Source organism: Terriglobales bacterium (genome assembly GCA_035624455.1).
Lineage (GTDB): Bacteria > Acidobacteriota > Terriglobia > Terriglobales > Acidobacteriaceae > DASPRM01.
In genome coordinates this window covers 55,074-74,523 of record DASPRM010000156.1, presented here as the reverse complement: position 1 = coordinate 74,523, position 19,450 = coordinate 55,074, and the positions used below count along the sequence as shown (strand labels likewise).

The window sequence follows — 19,450 nt, the reverse complement described above, 5'->3', positions numbered from 1 at the left end:
TAGCGGAAACATTAGGGCCGGGGTTAACTCGACGCTTCGCCCAGGTTTGGAGAACGCGATTACCATTTCCCCGATTACCATTCCTCTCAAGGTGATTCTTGAACCAGCTGATCTTCTGGGTGCTGTTCAACATTTTCATTCTGCTAATGCTGACCCTCGACCTGGCGGTCTTCAACCGCCGGGCGCACTCAGTCGGATTTCGTGAAGCGCTCGGTTGGAGTGCATTCTGGATTTCGTTGGCAGCGGCATTTGCCGTAGGCGTGTACTTCTGGCGCGGACCCAACACCTCGCTGGAATTTGCAACCGGGTACCTGATTGAAGAGTCGCTCAGCGTTGACAATCTTTTTGTATTCCTCCTGATCTTCCGCTACTTCCGCGTGCCTGGCCAATACCAGCACAAGGTGCTCTTCTGGGGGATTATCGGCGCACTCGTACTCCGCGGGATTTTCATTCTGGCTGGAGTGGCGCTGATTCGCCGCTTTGAGTGGGTCATCTACATCTTCGGACTCTTTTTGATTTACACCGGCATAAAGCTCTTTCGGCAGCAAGAAACCGAAATTCATCCTGAGCAGAATCCGGTGCTAAAGACTTTCCGGCGCTGGATCCCGGTGACCAAGGACTATGTGAATGGAGAGTTCTTCGTTCGCCATCGTGGCCTCTATGCGACACCACTATTTCTCGTGCTGCTGTTCGTCGAAACCACCGATGTACTGTTTGCCGCCGACTCCATCCCTGCGGTGCTGGCGGTCACGCGCGATCCCTTCATCGTCTATACGTCGAACGTCTTCGCCATCCTGGGGCTGCGTTCTCTTTATTTCGCCTTGGCGGGAATGATGGAACTGTTCCACTACCTGCACTATGGACTATCGGCCATCCTGATTTTTATTGGAGTAAAGATGCTGATCTCCAACTACTACCACATTCACATCGCTATCGCGCTGGGAGTGGTAGCCGGAGTTTTGGCGATCTCGATTGCGCTGTCGTTAATGTTCCCCAAAAGCAAAAAGACAGTTCAGAGCCATTGAACGCGAGCGCAGCAGAATTGCTCGACCGCAAGCGCCTGGCCCGACCACAAGCGCAGATTCATAGATTTTTCGCTAGGTTGTGCCAACCAACGCTCCGCCAGACCAAGTACCTTGGTAACTCACCCTTCTCTTCTCCTGATGCCACAATTCCACAACATCTCATCAACCGCTGTGTTTCGTGAGAGTGAATTTCGGCGTATGCATGCCGAACTGAGACGAATCTGGAGGAGAGACGATTTTATGATCACCGAGTTCAAGAAGATTGCCCTGATGCTGGCCGCTGGTGCGCTGACCGCGTGTCTGGCGCTGGCACAGGATGCGACTACCACCACGACCACACCGCCCACAACTAAACCAAAACCGACGATCGATCAGCGCAAACAGTGGCAGCAGCAGCGCATAGGAGAAGGCGTAGAAAATGGCTCGTTAACCGCCGGCGAAACCCAGCACCTCGAGAAGCAGGAACAGAACCTGAACAAAGAACAACAATTGATGCGCTCCGAAGATAACGGCAAGCTCACCGCTGCTGATCGCGCCACGCTGCAGAAACAGCAGAATCATCTTTCCAACGAAATCTACCGCGACAAGCACAATGCCCGTGTCCAGAATTATGGAAACAGCGAAGTTGGACAGCGTCAGCGCTTGCAGCAGCAACGCATCGGCCAGGGCATTGAAAACGGTTCGTTGACGGCCGGCGAAGCCAAGCACCTCGAAGGCAAGGAAGCAGCCATGAATCACGAAGTGCACAACTTCCGTCAGACCAACGGCGGCACCATGACTCCGGCCGAGCGCGCCAAGGTCAACCGGCAGCAGAACAAGGTGTCCAATCAGATCTACAACAAGAAGCACAACGGCAACGAGCGGTAAGCTTCAACCAGAGCTGCCAGGCACAAAGCCCCCGAAGAAAATCGGGGGCTTTGTCCTTCTGATGTCAGACTAAGGGCGGATTAATCGGCAGCGGCAGCCGGTTTCGATTGCACGCCTCTTTCCAGTGCATCGCGGGCCACGTTATCGGGGGTCTTTTCCTGGAACCAAAGCGGATAGGGTTTGGCGGGAACCGGCGTCGCGTCCAATTCCGCGACCTCCTCCGGTGTCAGCGTCAAATCCGCGGCGCCCAGATTGTCCTCCAGTTGTGCGGTCCTGCTGGCTTTCGGTTTTTCCATCGAAACGATGTTCGTGAGCGCTGGAGGTAATCGCTCGGAGGCGGACAGGCAGGCTTGCCTGTCCTACATCAAACTCAACCCTCCGCCCCCACAACTTCCTTCACCACTGGCTCACCCACGGTGTCCATCAACTGCAACTGGCGCGATGTCTTCTCAACCGGTGGCAGTTCGCCAATATCATCGGTGACTGCCGTTCCAAGCTCTTTGAATTTACGGGCAGAGACCAGCACGCGAGTTTCGAGCGATCCGATTGCCTTGTTGTAGGCCTCCACCGCGCGATCCAGCCCCTTGCCTACGCCTTCAAAGTGCTCGGCTACTGTGCGCAGTCGGTCATGCAGCTCTTTCCCAAGCGCGCTGATCGCTTGCGCATTTTCGGCGATTTTCTCCTGGTTCCAGCCGTAGTTGACCGCTCGCAGCAAGGCAATCAGGGTAGTCGGAGATGCGGGAATCACGCGCTGGATCACACCTTCCTCAATCAGTCCGGGATCCTGCTCGAGCGCCGCGCTGAAAAATGTCTCGCCCGGCAGAAACATGATCACAAATTCCGGCGTTGGTTGGAACTGCTCCCAATAGGCCTTGGCGCTGAGCTTCCCAAGATGATCGCGCAGCTGCCGTGCATGTGCCTGCAAATGACGGCGGCGTTCCATCTCGTCCGTGGCCTCGAGCGCCTCGAGATACGCCTGCAACGGCGCCTTCGAATCCACCACGATGTTCTTTTCGCCGGGAAGCCTCACGATCATGTCTGGACGTAACCGGCCATCATTGGTAAGCACGGAAACCTGCTCCTCGAAATCGCAGTACGCCAGCATGCCGGCGATCTCGACCACGCGGCGCAGCTGAATTTCCCCCCAGCGCCCGCGCACGCTTGGTGTGCGCAAAGCGCGGACCAGATTCCCGGTTTCACTCTTCAGATTTTCAGCTTCGGCTTTCCAATCCTGGTGCGCACTAGCCAGCGATTTCACCTGCTCGCTTAGGCTGACGTACGCCGTAGTGCGAATTCTTTCCAGTTCCTGAATCTGCAGATCTACGCGCCCAAGTGACTCCTTGATGGGCTCGACTAAAGTCTGCATTGCCTTCTGGCGTGCCTCGAGATCCATCTCTGCCTGCGACTGATATTTTTCCAGGGTCGTTTTCGCCAGCTCGAGAAAAGATTCGTTGTTGGTTTTCAGCGCCTGGGCAGCCAGGGCGTCAAAAGCGTCTTTGAGGCGAGAGGATGCTTCCTCCAGCAATCGGCGCTCGTCTGAGATTCGCTGGCGTTCGGATTCCAGTGCGGTTTCCGCCACGGCACGGCCATGCTGCTCATTTTCCAGCTTCGCACGGCTATCGGCGAGCTCGCGTCCGCTGTGCGCCAATTGCTCCTTGTGCGACCGCGCCTCTGCTTGCGCCGCCACGGCACGCTTTTCCGCGTCAGAGAGCCGCCCGAAGTATTCGTCGCGCACCCTTCCCGCGCCCGTGAAGTATCCGGCGATTGCGCCAATCGCCGCTCCCACAATGGCTCCGATCAGTAACTCCAGCCCCTGTCCCATCGCTACATGACCTCTAGCCCGTCTGGGCGGATGCTAACACAGAAGCCGGGAGAGATTTCCTCCTCCCGCGGGTTGCTATTTAGGGCAGAGGTTACGCCAAATGCCATTACGACGTGCTGTCGTTTACCTCCTGTTACTTGCGGGCTCAACCGTGCTGCAGCCGCCCGCGGCCACACAATCCCTCCAGGTCGTGGCCAACACCAACTCCGAGGCCGAACGCCGCTTGCTGGAGATGCTGAACCAATCGCGGATACAGCAAGGGCTGGCGCCACTCAGAATGGATCAACGCCTCACAGCCGCTGCTCGCGAGCATTCCCGTGTCATGGCGGATAGGGGTCAGCTTTCGCATCAGTTACCGGGAGAAGCCAATCTCTCCCGCCGCCTGCGAGATTCTCAAGTCGCTTTCATCAGCGCCGGCGAAAACATTGATATGGGAAACGGCTGGCAGCAGGCTCACTCCGCCTTCATGGCATCTCCACCGCACCGCGCCAACATTCTCGACGATGACTATGAGAACGTCGGCATCGGCGTGGTCGAGAGACATGGCACCTACTGGATTACGGAAGACTTCGCGCGGCCGATCCGCTAGCCAGCCCGCCTTCGCCGAACCTGATACCCTGAAGCTGCACTGAGGGTATGGCGGATATTCGCATCGGCATTGCCGGATGGGCGTACAAGGACTGGAAAGGCATTGTCTATCCCGAAGCGCGCAAGAATGCGCCTCCCCCCGTTGAGTACCTGGCGCAGTTTTTCGATCTGATCGAGATCAATACTTCCTTTTACGGACACATCAAACCCTCGCAGGCAAAGCTGTGGTCACAGCAGGCGGCAAGCGCGAATCCTCAATTTCTATTTACCCTCAAGGCGAATCGGGCCTTCACACACTCACCCATTGCGACCGTCGAATCCACGTCAGCAAGCACGATCCGTTTTCAAATGGACGACGTGCGCCTGGCCAGAGAAGCATACGATGCCCTGGCCAGCGAAGGCCGGCTCGGCGCACTGCTGCTTCAATTTCCGATTTCGTTTCGCAACACACCCGAAAACCGCGATCATCTCGATCGCCTGATTCGCCTGTTCGCGGAATATCCGCTGGCCATCGAAGTGCGACATTCCAGCTGGAGTGATGCAGCGACGCTCAAATATCTGACCCAGGTGGGAGTGGCGTTGTGCAACATCGATCAACCGCTCCTCGGACGCGCCGTTCGTCCCGCCGACCATGTAACCTCGCGCATCGGCTACATTCGCCTGCATGGACGCCGCTACGACCAGTGGTTCGATCCGGAGAAACCCAGCGACCGCTACGACTATTTGTACTCCACGCAGGAGCTCGCGAGTTGGAAAGGGAGAATAGAGAATGTGGCCAGGAAAGCCGAGACTACTTTTGTCGTCGCTAACAACCACTTCCAGGGCAAAGCGCCCGCCAACGCTCTGGAACTGAAGCACATGATCACCGGGCAAAAAGTCAAAGCGCCAAGAATCCTCGTCGATCACTACCCGCGGCTGCAAGACATCACAGAAGTGACCGAATCTCCCATCCCTCTCACGCTTTTCGACAGGGCCCATTAAATTCGAAACCGGGAACTTTTCGTCCCGCCCTCGCGTACTGCTTTATATAAGGGGATGGCACCGGTTAACGGTTTATCGGCCGGTCCGTCTAAATACAAGGGAGGCTGATTATGGACGCGAAATACAACTGGCTTATCGATAACATGACGGTTCGGCTGACCATGGTTGCAGTGGCTTTTGCGGCCTGGCTGGCTGCTTCCGCCGCTCTGCTAACCCTGGCAAAGTTCTGAGTGCAGCGCGAGAATTGAGTCCAAGTGATCTTCGGTGGTCGTCATGTTGGGTCTGGAGGGGCTCGGCTTTAGTCGATGTTCCCGATCACGATTGGGACTTTTCCGCAAACCCGTAGGTCGCGAGCGCGCCGTCATTCCCACGGTTTCACCTTGTACCGCGGGAGCGCGCGGGAACATTCGAAGAGCTACAGTTCACTGACGGCTGAATGCTGATTGTTGACCTTCAACTTACCCGAGCACAATTTCCTTCGATTTCGCGGCGTAATGTGAATCCACATAATCGTCGAGGATCCTGATGAACTCCTGGACGATCCCATCTCCGCGCAAAGTGGTCACCAGGCGTCCATCGACGAACACCGGCGCTTTAGGTTCTTCAAACGTTCCGGGCAAAGATATTCCCAGGTTGGCATGCTTCGATTCGCCGGGACCATTCACCACACAGCCCATCACCGCTACCTTCATTTCTTCTACGCCGGCGTAGCGCTCTTTCCAGACCGGCATCTGATCGCGGAGATAACTTTGAATCTGCTCCGCCATCTCCTGAAAGAATGTGCTGGTCGTCCTCCCACAACCCGGACAGGCCGTCACCTGCGGTGTGAAGCTGCGAATCCCAATCGACTGCAGAATCTGCTCCGCAACCATCACCTCTTCCGTGCGATCGCCATTGGGAGCCGGCGTCAGAGACACGCGAATCGTGTCCCCAATCCCCTCCTGCAGCAGCACCGCCATTGCGGCGGTAGAAGCGACAACACCCTTCGTCCCCATGCCGGCTTCTGTCAGGCCAAGATGCAGCGGATAATCGCAGCGCGCTGCCAGCGTCCGGTACACGTCCACCAGGTCCTGCACGCCGCTAACCTTGGCGCTGAGGATGATCTGGTCCTTGCGCAGACCGTATTTGACCGCCAGGGACGCGGAATTCAGCGCGCTCACCACCATGGCTTCCATGGTTACTTCACGTGCATCCTTTGGCTCGGCCTGACGCGAGTTTTCGTCCATCATGCGAGTTAGAAGCTGCTGATCGAGAGAACCCCAGTTCACGCCGATGCGCACGGGCTTTTGATTCTCGACTGCGACCTCGATCATAGTGCGGAAGTTGTCATCATCTTTCCGGCCCACGCTGACGTTGCCGGGATTGATGCGATATTTCGCGAGCGCCCGGGCGCACTCGGGATATTTCTTCAGCAGTTGGTGGCCGTTGTAGTGGAAATCGCCAATGATTGGAACGGTTACGCCTCGGCGTTCCAGCAGGCTCACGATCTGCGGCACTGCCTTCGCGGCATCATCGTTATTGACGGTAACCCGGACCAGCTCCGAACCAGCGCGGGCCAGCGCCTCGCACTGCTGCACCGTCGCCAGCACATCAGCGGTGTCGGTGTTGGTCATGGACTGCACCACAATCGGTGCATCCCCACCAACCTTCACATCACCGACATGCACGGCTACCGAGTTTCTACGCCGGATTTCTGCCATATGTGAAATTTCAGTTTAGCATGCGGAGGTCACTCGGCCCCGCAATGGGAGCCGCTGAGACGATGCGTGGCGAGTATGCGTGCGGGACAATGCCAAAATCGAGAGTAGGTGCTGGTCTCATGTTGCTGATGTTGGCCCATCAAGTTCCGGATTATACGGCGACTCGACTTGTAATTGGCGTAAATAGGCGTCTACCCGCCCACAATACGTCGCCCCATAAGTAGAATCTGACCAAGGGGATACCCGGATCACATTTCGATTGCCGCGCTCCCCTTTTCTGGCATAATCGTCCTGCTCTGGCGTATTTCGTACGGCCTTTGCGAGACCTGAACTGGTTCTCCTGAAGTACGATTACGCCCAATGAAATCTCTCCCGCACATCTTTACCCCGACGAAGAACCGACGGCTCAATGAGCTGATTGGTTTTCTTTTGTTGGTCTCCGCTCTCCTCTTTTTCCTCGCCCTGGCTTCCTACTCGCCGCTGGATCCATCGCTGAATACCGCGGCCAACACTCTCTCCGGGACCACGCGCAACTGGGTCGGGCGATTTGGTTCTTACGGCAGCGATCTCGCATTGCAGATGGCGGGAATTGCAGCTTTTCTGCTCCCCGCGTATCTGGCCGCGTTAGGTATGCGGTGGTTTCGCTCGCGCGCAGTCGAATCACCCATCGCGAAGACCCTTGGATCCCTTCTGCTTCTGCCGTTTCTCGGCGCATTACTGGCGCTGCTTCCATGGCACTGGCGCTGGCTGCATGCGATCCCCGCGGAAGGCTTGCTGGGCCGCATCACCGCGGATGCACTGGTCCACTACTTCAACCTGATCGGCGCCTACATCGTCGCGGTTACCGCGATGTCGGTGGCGCTCTATCTGTGTACAGCATTTTCATTTGGCGCGCTGCAACTGTGGAGCGAGACTCGCTTTGCCTTCGCCTACGCAGCCTGGGACCGGGTCAATGACTGGCGCATGGAGCGTGCACGCAAGCAAGCGCAAAAGGAACTGGAGAAGAAACGAGCTGCAACCCGGCCCACAATCACGGCACAACTGCTGCGGCGTCCCATGGCTGCGGATAGGGATGTTCCAGCCGCTCCGAGCCTAGCGCCGGTTCGCACAGGCATTCAGCGGATGGAAGCCGAGAGAGAAATTCCGGAGCTGGCTCCAGGAATCGGATTGCCGGAAGAGCCCGAGGATGTCGAGCCGCCAGTAAGCGAGCGCGCCGACAGCGCCTCGAAGCCAAAGACCACCATGCCGAAACTGGCTGGTGGATACAAGCTGCCTTCAAGCTCGCTGCTCCATCGTCCCGAAGATCAGTTCGCCATCGACGAGGAGGAGCTGAAGTCTCTGGCGCGAGTGCTGACGGAAAAGTGCGCGGAGTTCGAGGTCCACGGCCAGGTAACGCAAATCAACCCTGGGCCAGTCGTGACGACGTTCGAGTTCAAGCCGGAGGCAGGCATCAAGTACAGCCGAATTACCAGCCTCTGCGACGACCTCTGCCTGGCCCTGCGCGCGGAGAGCATCCTGATCGAGCGCATGGCGGGCAAATCGACGGTAGGCATACAGGTGCCTAATCGCGAACGGGAGACAATCTGGCTGCGCGAGATGGTGGAATGGCAGGATTTCGTCGCCAGCAAAGGCAAGCTCACACTGGCGCTGGGTAAAGACATCAACGGCCGGATTCATGTTGCCGACCTGGCCGCAATGCCGCATTTGCTGATCGCTGGCTCAACTGGTTCGGGGAAGAGCGTGGCCATCAACGCCATGATCATGTCCCTGTTGTACAAGGCCACGCCGGATCAAGTGCGTTTAATTCTGGTGGATCCCAAGCGGCTGGAGTTGGGTGTCTACGACGGCGTTCCTCACCTGTATACGCCGATCATCACCGAGCCCAAGCTGGCGGCCAATGCGCTGCGCAATGCCGTGCGCGAGATGGAGCGCCGCCTGAAGCTGCTGGCGGAAAAAGGTGTGCGCAATATCGAGCAATACAATCGCCTGTTTGATGGCAGCACTCCCAGCCTGTTCGAGGAGCCAACGGAACAGGAGGGGCCCATCCCCTACATTGTGATCATCATCGACGAACTCGCCGATCTGATGATGCTCGATCAGTCCAACGTCGAAGAGTCGATTACCCGCCTGGCGCAGATGGCGCGTGCAGTGGGAATACACCTGGTACTGGCGACCCAGAGGCCGTCGGTGGATGTGATCACGGGTCTGATCAAGGCCAATTTTCCGGCTCGCATTTCTTTCCGTGTGGCGACGAAGGTCGATTCGCGGACGATTCTCGATGCCAACGGCGCCGAAGCCCTGCTGGGGAGAGGCGACATGCTCTATCTGCCCTCCGGATCAGCGCGCGTGCATCGCCTGCATGCGCCGTTTGTTACTGAAAAAGAAATCGCCTCGGTGGTGGAGTTCTGGCGCTCGCAGGGCACCGCGCAGTATCAGCAGGCCTTCCTTGAGGCTCCCAAGGAAGAAGCCGGGAAGACTGAAGCCGAAGCCGGCGAAGCGGGTGACGAGGAGAACGATGAGCTCTATCAGGATGCCGTCCGGCTGGTGCTGGAGTTTGGCAAAGCGTCCACTTCCCTGCTACAGCGGCGGCTCCGCATCGGCTATGGTCGGGCGGCGCACCTGATTGATCTGATGGAGCGCGATGGGATCGTGGGAGCCGCGGATGGCCCGAAGCCTCGCGAAGTGCTCAAGCGGCCGGACTGGCTGTCAGAGGTGGAGCAGTCGATGCGCTAGCGGGGTTAGCGTTCATGCGAGCCCGGTAACAGCGCTAAGTTAAACACCTTGACTTTCGATCCCTTGGTGACATAATCCACCCGTTGCCTCGGGAGTCTCCCCGAAGCGCAGCACATCTGGCACCGCCCCACCCGAGGTTTCCAGGCCTAACCCCGAACCCTCCCCTACTGGCAGCACAACCCTTGTGCTGCAAAGGAGGAATTTCCAATGGGCACAAACCAGGACAGTGGCGGCGGCTCGATAGCCTCGAGGAGTTGGCAACTTATTGTGTTGCTGGTCCCCATCCTTCTGACGACCTGGCTGTCGTTTCGCACATCCGCTATGCAGGCTGTTGCCAACCAGCAACTGGAGAAACAAAACCAGTTGTTCTCGCAACAGCTCCAGCTATCGGAGGAACTCTACAAGCGACGATTTGATGCTTATGAAAAGGTCTATACGAAGCTGGTCGAGATTGATGAAAAACTTCAGGTCAGAGGCGACGCTCAGCAAGCAGAGTGGAACAGAGTCAACGCGGACGGGATCACACAGTTGAATCAGTTGCTCGACGTTAACAAGCTCCACATGAGTGACAAGGTTAAAACGCTGGCCGAGAGCGCTTGGCAGGTGGGAGCGAATGGAGACGCGGAACAACTTTCTCAAACAATCGCCCAACTTGAGACCAGGATGAAGAGCGAGCTGGATCTTTGGATGCTTCAGAAGGAGGAGGAGGAACGAACAGCGGCTAACGTATCCAAGCAAAAAAAACAAAGAGTGGCGGGGAGGAGCGTTCAATGAACCGAAGAACATGTGCTGTACCTATCATTGCTCTTCTGTGCGCGCTGATAACACCAGTGCACCCCCAGTGTTCAGCCCCAGCGAAGATAGAAGTCCCGCCAGGCGAGATGGCCGCTCTTGAGGTAACACACCCGAACATATCGGGCGATGTGCTGTCCGGCGCCGGCAGCGTGGAATCCATGGCGTTCGTGCCGCCGCCCGACTCCTGCTCGGATTCGATTGCCACCTGCAAAGATCCTGTGAAATACCTTGGAACGCAGAATGGCTGTGCCTGTTTCGCTTGCGAATACGCCACTTCCACGCAACACACGGTCTGCACGCGGAACAGCGCAGATCGAAACGTGCTGTTGAAGAGGTCAAAGTAGGAGCGCCAATGTGCAGGAAATAGCTTGAAGACAGTAACCGAAACTGCGAACGGCACAACGATCGCGCTGGACCTTAACGCTTCGGTCGAACTGCAATTACCGGAGGCTCGCACCTCGGGATATCGCTGGACTGCGGAGGATGCGGGCGCTCCGGTTGTACAAATCGAGGATCGCGGTACCACCCTTCCACACGGCCGGACTGGCGGCCAGGCGTTGCATGTGTGGCTCCTGACTGCCCGCCAGCCCGGTGAAGTGCGTCTCCGGCTTCGGCAGAGTCGTCCATGGGAACCGGCGGGTTCCGGCACCCTATTCACAATCACTCTGTCCGTTCGGCCTTGATCATGCAGCGGCTTTCGCCTGGGCCGCCTCTCCAGTCACGCCCCTTATCGTCCAGAAATCGTTCGCATAGCTCGAGTCTGCAAGATACGCATAAGGCATCGTGCAGTAGCCCTTCATTCCCCATGCGTCTCCCCACGAATTGCGGACGATGAAGCGCTGCTGACTGTCGTCATATCCGACGGCAACAACTGCGTGGCCGCCGATTTGATTCTCCCCAGGAGCCGGCATTGGCACCTGACCTGTCTTTGCCACCTGTGGAGATTCAAAGCTGTCGTACACGGTAAAGCCAAACACAAATGGATAGCCTTCGGCCAGGCAGCCCTTCATCTGGTTCAGACTCTGGGTCACCCGATGGTACGAAATGGCCCGATTTTTCGCAGCATCGACCAGGGTTTGCGCTGGGGGAGGCCCCACAAACTGCTGGATGTTGTACGGCCAGTCAGTCTCCGGACAAACCCCGATTTTCACCGTGGTCTTGATCCCATCTCGAATGCGAGCGCCGCTGTCCTGATTCACAGTGCCCTCGATCTTGCGCTCGTTGTAATAGATGAACAGGCGCGAAGGAACAAACTCCTTCAGCTTTAGTTTTCTCTGATCGAATTCGAAAGCGCCTGCAATGGCATTGGCAGTGCAGCTTCCGAGCTCGCCTTGGTCGTAGACGCCAGGGCATTGGTTTCGTAGATCGATGCTTTGCGGCAACGTAGCCAGAACTGCAGGCGGAGCTGCATACAAGAGATCCCGCGGATCCGGCAGATCTGGAATCCAGCCGTAACGTTGTACCTTTCGTGGCATGGTGACTCCTTTCAGACTTTCAACCGATTTTAAGTTTTTCGCGCGTGATTGCGCTGGGGAGAGAGACGCACACCAAGAGGTGGTGTCACAACAACCATACGAGCACGTTATTGTCCACCTCGATTGGAAGCTGGCGAAAGAAAACTCGTTCTGTTCCGAAATTCGAAAAATCTCTCAAAATGACGCTGCTTGGCCGAGTTCCTGGTGTTTTTGCTGCGGAACACAACGAGGTTCTAGGTAGTTACGGCATCGCCTGACAGAGATTCCCACTATCCAATCGGATTGTGGCTATCCAATTGTCCTCGCTTAGGTAGCAATGGAAGGGTACGAAAGGGGGCCAGCAGCGCTCCCAGAGCCGCTTCCAAAAAATAAGCCCAGGCATGTCGGCCTGGGCTTTATCACCTTCGATCGGAATTCGTACTGCCTACAGCGAGCTCATGTTTGCCAGGAATTCGCCGTTCGACTTGGTCTTACCCAGCTTGTCGATGAGCAACTCCATGGCTTCTACCGGCGAGAGCGGATTCAGCACTTTGCGCAGCACCCAGATGCGCGCCAGGTCTTCCTTGGGGATGAGCAACTCTTCCTTGCGCGTGCCGGAGCGCTGAATATCGATCGCAGGGAACACGCGCTTATCGACCAGCTTGCGGTCGAGAATGATTTCCATGTTGCCGGTGCCCTTGAATTCTTCAAAGATCACGTCGTCCATGCGCGATCCGGTATCGATCAGAGCGGTAGCGCAGATGGTCAGCGAGCCGCCTTCCTCGATGTTTCGTGCGGCGCCGAAGAAGCGCTTCGGCCGCTGTAACGCATTCGAATCTACGCCGCCCGAAAGTACCTTCCCTGAGGGCGGAACAATAGTGTTGTAGGCGCGAGCCAGGCGGGTGATGGAATCGAGCAGAATGACAACATCGCGCTTGTGCTCGACCAGGCGCTTGGCCTTTTCGATCACCATTTCCGCCACCTGCACGTGACGGACAGCGGGCTCGTCGAACGTGGAGGAGATAACTTCGCCTTTGACCGAGCGCTGCATGTCGGTGACTTCTTCCGGGCGCTCGTCGATGAGCAGCACGATCAGCACCACTTCAGGGTGATTGGTGGTGATGGAGTTAGCCAGGTTCTGCAGCAGCATGGTCTTGCCGGTACGCGGCGGCGCGACGATCAGGCCGCGCTGTCCCTTGCCGACCGGGGTAAGCAGATCCATCACGCGGGCGCTCACGTTTTCACGCGCCGTCTCCAGCTTGATGCGCTCCTGCGGGTATAGCGGCGTCAGGTTGTCAAACAGAATCTTGTTGCGCGCTTCTTCCGGAGATTCGAAGTTGACGGCTTCAATCTTGACCAGCGCGAAATACTTTTCGCCTTCATGAGGCGGGCGCACCTGCCCGCTGATGGTGTCGCCCGTTTTTAGGTCGAATTTCCGAATCTGCGAAGGCGAGACGTAAATGTCGTCGGGTCCGGGCAGATAGTTGTAATCAGGCGAGCGCAGGAACCCGTAGCCATCGGGCAGGATTTCCAGAACGCCTTCCGCAAAAATGTGTCCTTCTTTTTCGCTCTGGGCCTGCAGGATTTTGAAGATGAGATCCTGCTTGCGCAGACCGCTGGCACCGGGGAGGTCCAGGGAGCGAGCTATGCGGGTTAGCTCGGTGATGTTCTTTTCTTTCAGTTCAGCGATTGTCATGTTCACCTACGGGGGTATGTGTAAAGGGGGGTCTGAAGATAACCTAAGATTACTTTGAACTTTGGGGCGCGCCTTGCGGGAAGGGGCGCACCCGGAAGCTCTATTATGCAGCCCGCTGCTGCGCCTCGACAACCTTTTCCGGTTCTGACATGACCTGGGTGCGGTCCGAATCGGCAATCTTGCCGAGGACCTCGTTCATCGTCTCCTGGATGCGCGTATTGGGACGATGGAACTTACGGGTTGCTTTGGAGGCAAGCTGGCAGAGCATATAACGATTTCTAAGTGTCTGTAAAGCTTCGAAAACGAGGTCCGAGCGCATCTTCTATCTTGAGAACTCCTTGTCCCAGAAATTGCCGCACATCGAGGCGGTGGGCAAACCCGACCGTTTTAAGGTCCTGCCATCTCCTGTTTTTGTGAGGTACCCAGAAAGAGCATCCCGGGGATGCAGGCCTACGACTATCGGAATAGATGCGTGCCAGTATAACAAAGTTGCATCTTTATCCAAGGGAAAGTTTAAATAGCTCAGCGAGTTAGGGTTACTAAGGTTCTCCGGAGATTCGCCTTTGCGACCAGGGATCGATTCGTACACATACTATGCCTGATCCCTGCCTATTGTGCCTGAATTTACTCGACCCAGCCAAGGGCTAATCCGCCTTGAAAACCACTCACGTGCATCGATGCCCCCGAGCGCTAGCCTCCTGCCTATTGTCCCTGGCTTTCGCTTGGTGCTGGGCCGAAACCGCAGCTTCCCCTCATACCTTGCCGGAACCGTTCGCGCTCCTCGGGAGTCATGTTCTCCCAGCGCTCGGCCATGCGGCGCCGGAAACGGGATCGCGGGGAGCCGCGCATCCCGAGTCCACCGAAGAGAATGCGGCATAGCGCCAATAGTGCCAGCCCTTGCCAGAAGGTGATCTGGGGCCAGCCAAACAGCGGGATCAGCAGCCAGTTCCACAGCAGCTTGACAATCTCGCCGCCGAGGAATGCGAAGAGCACGATTGCCACGATCGCCGCCGGACCTATGAAAAACCATCTCCATCTCCGTCTCATTTCCGTACCTCATCCTTTCGAAATTCGTCGTAGATCTTTCGCAGGCGCTGCCGCAGATACAACACCGCATAGCGCTTGCGCGAAAGCAGCGTATTTACGCTCACGCCGGTCTCCGCCGCTATCTCCTTGAAGCTCTGCCCTTCGAGTTCGTGTGCCACAAAAGCCTCGCGCTGTTCCTCCGGCAGCTCGTCAAGCGCCAATTCGATTTCATTGAGCAGCATGTTGCGCGCGTAAACCGCATCCGGTCCGGCATCGGGCGAAGGCAGCAGGTCTTCCAGGTGCAACCGTTCGCCATTCTCGTTCGCGACCGCGGCCTCGCTGAAGCTCTCCGGTTTCTTCTTGCGGAAGAGATCGATGATGCGATTGCGCGCCACGCGAAATAGCCAGCCGGTGATGTGCTCGATCGGCATCAGCAGGCGGTTGGCTTCCACCAGCGTGTAGAAAACGTCCTGCAGAATGTCCTCAGCGTCGCCCGGATCGGGCACGCGCCGGCGAATGAAGTTGCGCAGCCGGGACTGCTCCCGCTTGACCACTTCCGAGATCAGCCGGTCCTGTTCGAGCGCCATCCGGTCCAGGCTCGCTGCCTTCATCTACTGCTGTAGACGTATGAGGGGGTGCGGATATTGTAGGGCAGCCAGCTCCCTGAAAAGATGGGCATTGCGGCTGATGCTGAGGTCCCGCGGGTGGTCCGACTGCGGCTCATGCTCGGCTAGCTCGCCAGAGCGCCAGCTCTCTCCCGCCACTTCGCGACATTTACGCCCTGCACCGTCAGATACAGCGCGAAGGACAACTCGCCTACAAACGAGGGAATGAGGATGGCGGGAAATAGCCGATCTGCAAGCGCGGGAGCGGCGATCAGCGTGAAACTATTAATCAGATAGCAGACGCCTGCGATCTGCATCAGAATACCGATCGCCTTGGGAAAATATCCCGACCTGAAAATCAGGTAGCCGATCACCACGCAGAAGCAGCCGAAGAAGATCAGACTCACGCCAAATCCATAGCCGTGCGGTTTAACCGCGAGGTATGCCAGGGCATAGAGCTGCTCCGGCGTAAATGCTTTGAGATAACCGGCTTTCCCCAGTGGAAACAGTGCCACGATGAGATACATCGTGCTCACTGCTTCGATGCCGATCGATACGAGATTGAAGAGGACCGACAGTAAAACCAGTTCTTTGCTGACCGGCTTGAGCAGGAAAAACAAGATCCATGTCACGATGACAGCGCAAATCAGCAAGACCAGTTCGGCGGCGATATGGAAGCGCCACAGCGACTCCATCGTCCTTAGCTTGGCGGCTGTCGAGGCTGCATCACCCGAGACGATGACTCTCCCGCGCACACCTGCCTCGCCGAAGAGTCCAATGGCGATGATGATCAGATACAGCACGCCGCCTACTCTTGCGTAAGTCTGCGGCGATGTCCCAATCGTGCGATCTGTCATTTCCCTCCTCAGATCGGTTCGCGATAGCGGCGCACCCGCACTGCCAGCGCAAGAAATACTGCTGCTGCTGCGAGACCAAGCCACAGACCCGGGCTGCTCAGGAATTTGCCCGGATCCATCGTCGTCATCGGATACATCGGCTCGCCGCCATGTCTGGACATCTCGAATCGCTCAGGCCCAATCAGGCGGTAAGACAGCATGCGGGCGAAGTGCGAAGTATTGAATGCGATTTTTTCAATTACGGCGATGGCAAAGGGTGGCAATGCCGCCCACACAAGTGTCGCGCGTCGTGCCCAACCGGAGACGAGCAGCAGCCAGGCATAGATTGGCGCATACCACAGGATGTGCACGCTGACAAGATGGTAGAGCAGCATCAGCGACATCTGGTACATCGACAAATGGGTCCACAGTGGCGCGATGCTCAGCCCGTTGGCCAGCAGCACCATCGAGCTCACCAGCAGCATGATCGCTTGCGTGACAAAGGTGATCGCGAAGTTCAGCAATGGCAGAATCACAATCGCAATGCCCGCCTTCGCCAGCACGGTGGTGAGATCGGAAACCGGCAATGATTTCCAGAACAGGATGCTGCGGTCGCGACGCTCGCCGTGCAGAGCGTCGAGACAATAAAACAGCCCGGCCAAGAAACTCGCCCCCATGATAAGACTGGGAGCGAAGACGTAAGGCCAGGAAAGGACTTCAAACTGCTTTGAGGGATCCAGCCCTATCACTGAACGACGGACCGTGCTGATGAAGAAGCCAAACAGCACGATGCCGGAGGCGGCCAGCGGAGCGGCGTAGATAAAACGGTTCTCCCAGAACTCGCGCTGGATCGACCAGAACATCGGCCGGGTGTCAGCCACAACCGCGGGCGCGATTACCTGCGAGTCTACTCGAGCGTCGGGCACGGCATTCGATTGCGTGCTCATCGCGCCGCTCCTTGCCCGACACCCTGCGTGGCCATCACCGCAACGAACAGGTCAGCGAGAGTTGGCGCCCGCACCTCTCCCAGCTCCGACAATCGCTGGCGATCCACCCCAGCGAACAGCAGGATGCTGCGGCCGAACAGTTGCCGTTCGTGCATCGGCTTGAGCGCTCGTGCCCCGGCCACCTGCTCGGGATTCACCGTCACTTCTGCATAGCGTGACTCCAACTCCTCCATGCTGGAATTGAACACGATGCGGCCGCGGTCGATGAACATGACATCCGTGAGGACGTGCTGAATCTCCTCCACCTGATGCGTCGTCACCAGGATGGTACGGTTGCGATCGTAGTAGTCGTTGAGCAGCGAATCGTAGAACTGCTTGCGGTACAGGATGTCCAGACCCAATGTCGGCTCATCGAGTATCAGCAGGCGCGCATCAATGGCCATCACGATGGCGAGGTGGAGTTGGGTCACCATGCCTTTCGACAGTTCCCTCACCTTGCCGGTGCGCTTGATCGCAGTTCGAGCCAGAAAGCCTTCCGCCTTAGCGCGGTCGAATCGCGGATGTACGCCGGCAACATAATCGAGCAGCTGCGAAACCCTGATCCACCGCGGCAGTACGGCCACATCAGTCATGAAGCAGACGTCCCGCATCAGCAGGTTCCGCCTGATCCAAGGGTCGCGTCCCAGCACCGTCAGTTCTCCCTGATACGGCGTGAGTCCAAGGATGGCGTTCAGCGCCGTTGTCTTGCCTGCGCCATTGGGGCCGATCAGGCCGAGGATGCGGCCCTCTTCTACACGCAAATCGATGCCATCGAGCGCAACGGTTTGGCCGTAGGTCTTGCGGAGACCGTGCGCTTCTATGCACACCATCGCTTCAGCGCTCCTTCTCGTTGGTTTTCGACCTTGATCTCCGGTTCGCGCCGTCCTCCAGCAGTTCTTCCGCTTTCAAGCCTAACCGCTGAATGGTTGCCTGGATTCTCGGCCACTCTTCGGCAAGGAACTTCTTCCGTTCACCCTGCAGCAACAGACTGCGCGCGCCGGTCTTGACGAACATGCCGAGACCGCGCCTCTTCTCGACAAGCTCCTCGTCCACCAGTTCCTGATAGCCCTTCAATACTGTGAGCGGATTGACGCGATAATCCGCCGCCACCGTGCGCACCGATGGCAGCGGATCGCCTTCCTTGAGCACTCCCTCCAGTATCATGGCGACAACCCGGTCGCGCAGCTGACGGTAGATCGGCTGAGCGTCGTTCCACTCGCTGTCCATCAGGATTCCCAGCCCACCTCACTGACCAAGGATACTTGCCCGCGCACTCTCTCTCTTCAGATCCATGCGCGCATGCATCGGCTTGTCCCCGGGCATCATATAGGTCCAGTCCTCGATATGGTGGTTCGAATCGATGATGGTGAACACCGCATGGTACATGTGGCCGAACTGATTGCCGCCTGAAAGGTCGACAAAATCGAATTCCACTTTCTTCCCGTCCGGCGAGGTGCGGGCAACCATGCGCGGCCGGTTGCCGGCATCGCAATAGTGCGTAAGGAACAGGCGGTCACCGTCGAGATAAAACATGGTGACCGGATGGTCATAACGCGTCGGATCGTCCGGCTTTCCCGCCTCAAACATTTCATGCACCAGCGCGTTTCCCCGGGAAGTCAGGCGCATCGAGACCTCTGTATGAGCTCCGTTCCCCATGGCTTCGATGGGTGGATCGGTGGTCACCGCGCCTTGCCAGACGCCTGTCAGGGTTTTGATGGCGTCGAAAGACTTTTGGGCCTCGGTTGGCGCGGGCTTCTCGGGAGACTTGTGCATTTCTGCTTGAGCGAAAGCCGCGGTTGAGAACGAGACCAGAACAACAGACAGCACGAAACTAAGCACAACAGCAGGCGATTTCATGTTTCCTCTCCTCATTTTTGATCGGTTCTTGGGCGTGAAGCGCTCGCGTACTATACTGTTATACTTAACTATAACACCATTGCAGATGTCAAGGGGTTTCGACTGTTGATGGTGAGTCCTGCCGTTTCAGGGTAGAGTTGCTGCTACACATCCATCTTTAAACGGCTTGGAGGTTCGCTAGCCCAATATGCGAATAGTCGTGCTCCTCTGTCTCAGTGTTATTGCTCTTCTTCCGATTGATGCATCGGGATCCTGCATCGTTATTCACGGTCGCGCGCATCTGTACGGCGGCGACGGTCAACTTCGCATTTGGCGTATCGGGAACGCACCACGAGTACGCGCCCGATGACTCGTCCCGGCCACGGGTCGAGGAGTGGCTTGGTAATGGAGTGAAAGACACCGACAAACCAAAGTACGCCAGCCCTGCTTCAATGGTCTGTCTTTTCGCCGATTTTCTCATCTGCCCAATTGAACCATTC

20 protein-coding genes are annotated in these 19,450 nt (G+C 57.3%); 7 read left to right on the top strand and 13 right to left on the bottom strand.

What is annotated here, in order from left to right:
* Window positions 1-98 precede the first annotated feature (98 nt).
* Window positions 99-1,025, top strand: coding sequence for a TerC family protein (locus VEG30_18055; protein HXZ81837.1), 927 nt, complete (start codon window positions 99-101; stop codon window positions 1,023-1,025).
* A gap of 240 nt (window positions 1,026-1,265) precedes the next feature.
* A complete protein-coding gene (locus VEG30_18050; protein HXZ81836.1) occupies window positions 1,266-1,892 on the top strand; it encodes a hypothetical protein in 627 nt (208 codons plus the stop codon).
* A gap of 80 nt (window positions 1,893-1,972) precedes the next feature.
* On the opposite strand, the gene VEG30_18045 is transcribed toward VEG30_18050, so the two are convergent.
* Window positions 1,973-2,188, bottom strand: a complete 216-nt coding sequence (locus VEG30_18045; GenBank protein HXZ81835.1) for a hypothetical protein — start codon at window positions 2,186-2,188, stop codon at window positions 1,973-1,975.
* Between the two features lie 74 nt (window positions 2,189-2,262).
* A complete protein-coding gene (gene rmuC, locus VEG30_18040) occupies window positions 2,263-3,714 on the bottom strand; it encodes a DNA recombination protein RmuC (protein ID HXZ81834.1) in 1,452 nt (483 codons plus the stop codon).
* 100 nt (window positions 3,715-3,814) lie between these two features.
* Here rmuC and VEG30_18035 point away from each other — a divergent pair, with 100 nt between their 5' ends.
* Together VEG30_18035 and VEG30_18030 are read left to right on the top strand one after the other, a co-directional pair.
* Window positions 3,815-4,303 (top strand): CAP domain-containing protein, encoded by a 489-nt coding sequence (locus VEG30_18035; protein ID HXZ81833.1) that lies wholly within the window; start codon window positions 3,815-3,817, stop codon window positions 4,301-4,303.
* A 47-nt stretch (window positions 4,304-4,350) separates the two neighbouring features.
* Window positions 4,351-5,283: a DUF72 domain-containing protein gene (locus VEG30_18030; GenBank protein HXZ81832.1), complete on the top strand. Its 933-nt coding sequence runs from the start codon at window positions 4,351-4,353 to the stop codon at window positions 5,281-5,283.
* A 458-nt stretch (window positions 5,284-5,741) separates the two neighbouring features.
* On the opposite strand, the gene ispG is transcribed toward VEG30_18030, so the two are convergent.
* The gene (ispG, locus tag VEG30_18025; GenBank protein ID HXZ81831.1) at window positions 5,742-6,983 is read right to left on the bottom strand and encodes a flavodoxin-dependent (E)-4-hydroxy-3-methylbut-2-enyl-diphosphate synthase; all 1,242 of its coding nucleotides are present in this window, start codon (window positions 6,981-6,983) and stop codon (window positions 5,742-5,744) included.
* 360 nt (window positions 6,984-7,343) lie between these two features.
* Between ispG and VEG30_18020 the strand changes: the two genes are divergently transcribed.
* From VEG30_18020 to VEG30_18010, 3 genes are all read left to right on the top strand, one after another.
* Entirely contained in the window at window positions 7,344-9,716 is a 2,373-nt protein-coding gene (locus VEG30_18020) for a DNA translocase FtsK (GenBank protein HXZ81830.1), read from the top strand.
* A 207-nt stretch (window positions 9,717-9,923) separates the two neighbouring features.
* On the top strand, window positions 9,924-10,490 hold the full coding sequence (locus VEG30_18015; protein HXZ81829.1) for a hypothetical protein: 567 nt from the start codon (window positions 9,924-9,926) through the stop codon (window positions 10,488-10,490).
* 389 nt (window positions 10,491-10,879) lie between these two features.
* Window positions 10,880-11,194, top strand: a complete 315-nt coding sequence (locus tag VEG30_18010; GenBank protein HXZ81828.1) for a protease inhibitor I42 family protein — start codon at window positions 10,880-10,882, stop codon at window positions 11,192-11,194.
* On the opposite strand, the gene VEG30_18005 is transcribed toward VEG30_18010, so the two are convergent.
* The 10 genes from VEG30_18005 to VEG30_17960 all read right to left on the bottom strand — a co-directional run bounded on the left by VEG30_18005 (window position 11,195) and on the right by VEG30_17960 (window position 18,971).
* Window positions 11,195-11,986, bottom strand: coding sequence for a C1 family peptidase (locus tag VEG30_18005; protein HXZ81827.1), 792 nt, complete (start codon window positions 11,984-11,986; stop codon window positions 11,195-11,197). It lies immediately after the preceding gene.
* Window positions 11,987-12,410: 424 nt separating this feature from the next.
* Window positions 12,411-13,661, bottom strand: a complete 1,251-nt coding sequence (gene rho / locus VEG30_18000; protein ID HXZ81826.1) for a transcription termination factor Rho — start codon at window positions 13,659-13,661, stop codon at window positions 12,411-12,413.
* Between the two features lie 103 nt (window positions 13,662-13,764).
* Entirely contained in the window at window positions 13,765-13,980 is a 216-nt protein-coding gene (locus VEG30_17995) for a DNA-directed RNA polymerase subunit omega (GenBank protein HXZ81825.1), read from the bottom strand.
* Window positions 13,981-14,363: 383 nt separating this feature from the next.
* Entirely contained in the window at window positions 14,364-14,708 is a 345-nt protein-coding gene (locus VEG30_17990) for a hypothetical protein (protein ID HXZ81824.1), read from the bottom strand.
* Window positions 14,705-15,298: a sigma-70 family RNA polymerase sigma factor gene (locus VEG30_17985; GenBank protein HXZ81823.1), complete on the bottom strand. Its 594-nt coding sequence runs from the start codon at window positions 15,296-15,298 to the stop codon at window positions 14,705-14,707. The genes VEG30_17990 and VEG30_17985 overlap by 4 nt, the downstream gene beginning before the upstream one ends.
* A 119-nt stretch (window positions 15,299-15,417) precedes the next feature.
* Window positions 15,418-16,149, bottom strand: a complete 732-nt coding sequence (locus VEG30_17980) for a DUF4386 domain-containing protein (protein HXZ81822.1) — start codon at window positions 16,147-16,149, stop codon at window positions 15,418-15,420.
* Window positions 16,150-16,157: 8 nt separating this feature from the next.
* Window positions 16,158-17,075: an ABC transporter permease gene (locus VEG30_17975; protein ID HXZ81821.1), complete on the bottom strand. Its 918-nt coding sequence runs from the start codon at window positions 17,073-17,075 to the stop codon at window positions 16,158-16,160.
* On the bottom strand, window positions 17,072-17,944 hold the full coding sequence (locus VEG30_17970; GenBank protein ID HXZ81820.1) for an ABC transporter ATP-binding protein: 873 nt from the start codon (window positions 17,942-17,944) through the stop codon (window positions 17,072-17,074). The genes VEG30_17975 and VEG30_17970 overlap by 4 nt, the downstream gene beginning before the upstream one ends.
* Window positions 17,945-17,948: 4 nt before the next feature.
* Window positions 17,949-18,341, bottom strand: a complete 393-nt coding sequence (locus VEG30_17965; GenBank protein HXZ81819.1) for a GntR family transcriptional regulator — start codon at window positions 18,339-18,341, stop codon at window positions 17,949-17,951.
* A gap of 18 nt (window positions 18,342-18,359) precedes the next feature.
* Window positions 18,360-18,971, bottom strand: a complete 612-nt coding sequence (locus VEG30_17960; GenBank protein ID HXZ81818.1) for a hypothetical protein — start codon at window positions 18,969-18,971, stop codon at window positions 18,360-18,362.
* Window positions 18,972-19,450: the final 479 nt, after the last annotated feature.

Bases quoted from the DNA above. Each gene is read 5' to 3' on its own strand.
- VEG30_18050 (HXZ81836.1), top strand. From the start codon at position 1,266: ATGATCACCGAGTTCAAGAAGATTGCCCTGATGCTGGCCGCTGGTGCG.
- VEG30_18045 (HXZ81835.1), bottom strand. From the start codon at position 2,188: ATGGAAAAACCGAAAGCCAGCAGGACCGCACAACTGGAGGACAATCTG.
- rmuC (HXZ81834.1), bottom strand. From the start codon at position 3,714: ATGGGACAGGGGCTGGAGTTACTGATCGGAGCCATTGTGGGAGCGGCG.
- VEG30_18035 (HXZ81833.1), top strand. From the start codon at position 3,815: ATGCCATTACGACGTGCTGTCGTTTACCTCCTGTTACTTGCGGGCTCA.
- VEG30_18030 (HXZ81832.1), top strand. From the start codon at position 4,351: ATGGCGGATATTCGCATCGGCATTGCCGGATGGGCGTACAAGGACTGG.
- ispG (HXZ81831.1), bottom strand. From the start codon at position 6,983: ATGGCAGAAATCCGGCGTAGAAACTCGGTAGCCGTGCATGTCGGTGAT.
- VEG30_18020 (HXZ81830.1), top strand. From the start codon at position 7,344: ATGAAATCTCTCCCGCACATCTTTACCCCGACGAAGAACCGACGGCTC.
- VEG30_18015 (HXZ81829.1), top strand. From the start codon at position 9,924: ATGGGCACAAACCAGGACAGTGGCGGCGGCTCGATAGCCTCGAGGAGT.
- VEG30_18005 (HXZ81827.1), bottom strand. From the start codon at position 11,986: ATGCCACGAAAGGTACAACGTTACGGCTGGATTCCAGATCTGCCGGAT.
- rho (HXZ81826.1), bottom strand. From the start codon at position 13,661: ATGACAATCGCTGAACTGAAAGAAAAGAACATCACCGAGCTAACCCGC.
- VEG30_17995 (HXZ81825.1), bottom strand. From the start codon at position 13,980: ATGCGCTCGGACCTCGTTTTCGAAGCTTTACAGACACTTAGAAATCGT.
- VEG30_17990 (HXZ81824.1), bottom strand. From the start codon at position 14,708: ATGAGACGGAGATGGAGATGGTTTTTCATAGGTCCGGCGGCGATCGTG.
- VEG30_17985 (HXZ81823.1), bottom strand. From the start codon at position 15,298: ATGAAGGCAGCGAGCCTGGACCGGATGGCGCTCGAACAGGACCGGCTG.
- VEG30_17980 (HXZ81822.1), bottom strand. From the start codon at position 16,149: ATGACAGATCGCACGATTGGGACATCGCCGCAGACTTACGCAAGAGTA.
- VEG30_17975 (HXZ81821.1), bottom strand. From the start codon at position 17,075: ATGAGCACGCAATCGAATGCCGTGCCCGACGCTCGAGTAGACTCGCAG.
- VEG30_17970 (HXZ81820.1), bottom strand. From the start codon at position 17,944: ATGGTGTGCATAGAAGCGCACGGTCTCCGCAAGACCTACGGCCAAACC.
- VEG30_17965 (HXZ81819.1), bottom strand. From the start codon at position 18,341: ATGGACAGCGAGTGGAACGACGCTCAGCCGATCTACCGTCAGCTGCGC.
- VEG30_17960 (HXZ81818.1), bottom strand. From the start codon at position 18,971: ATGAAATCGCCTGCTGTTGTGCTTAGTTTCGTGCTGTCTGTTGTTCTG.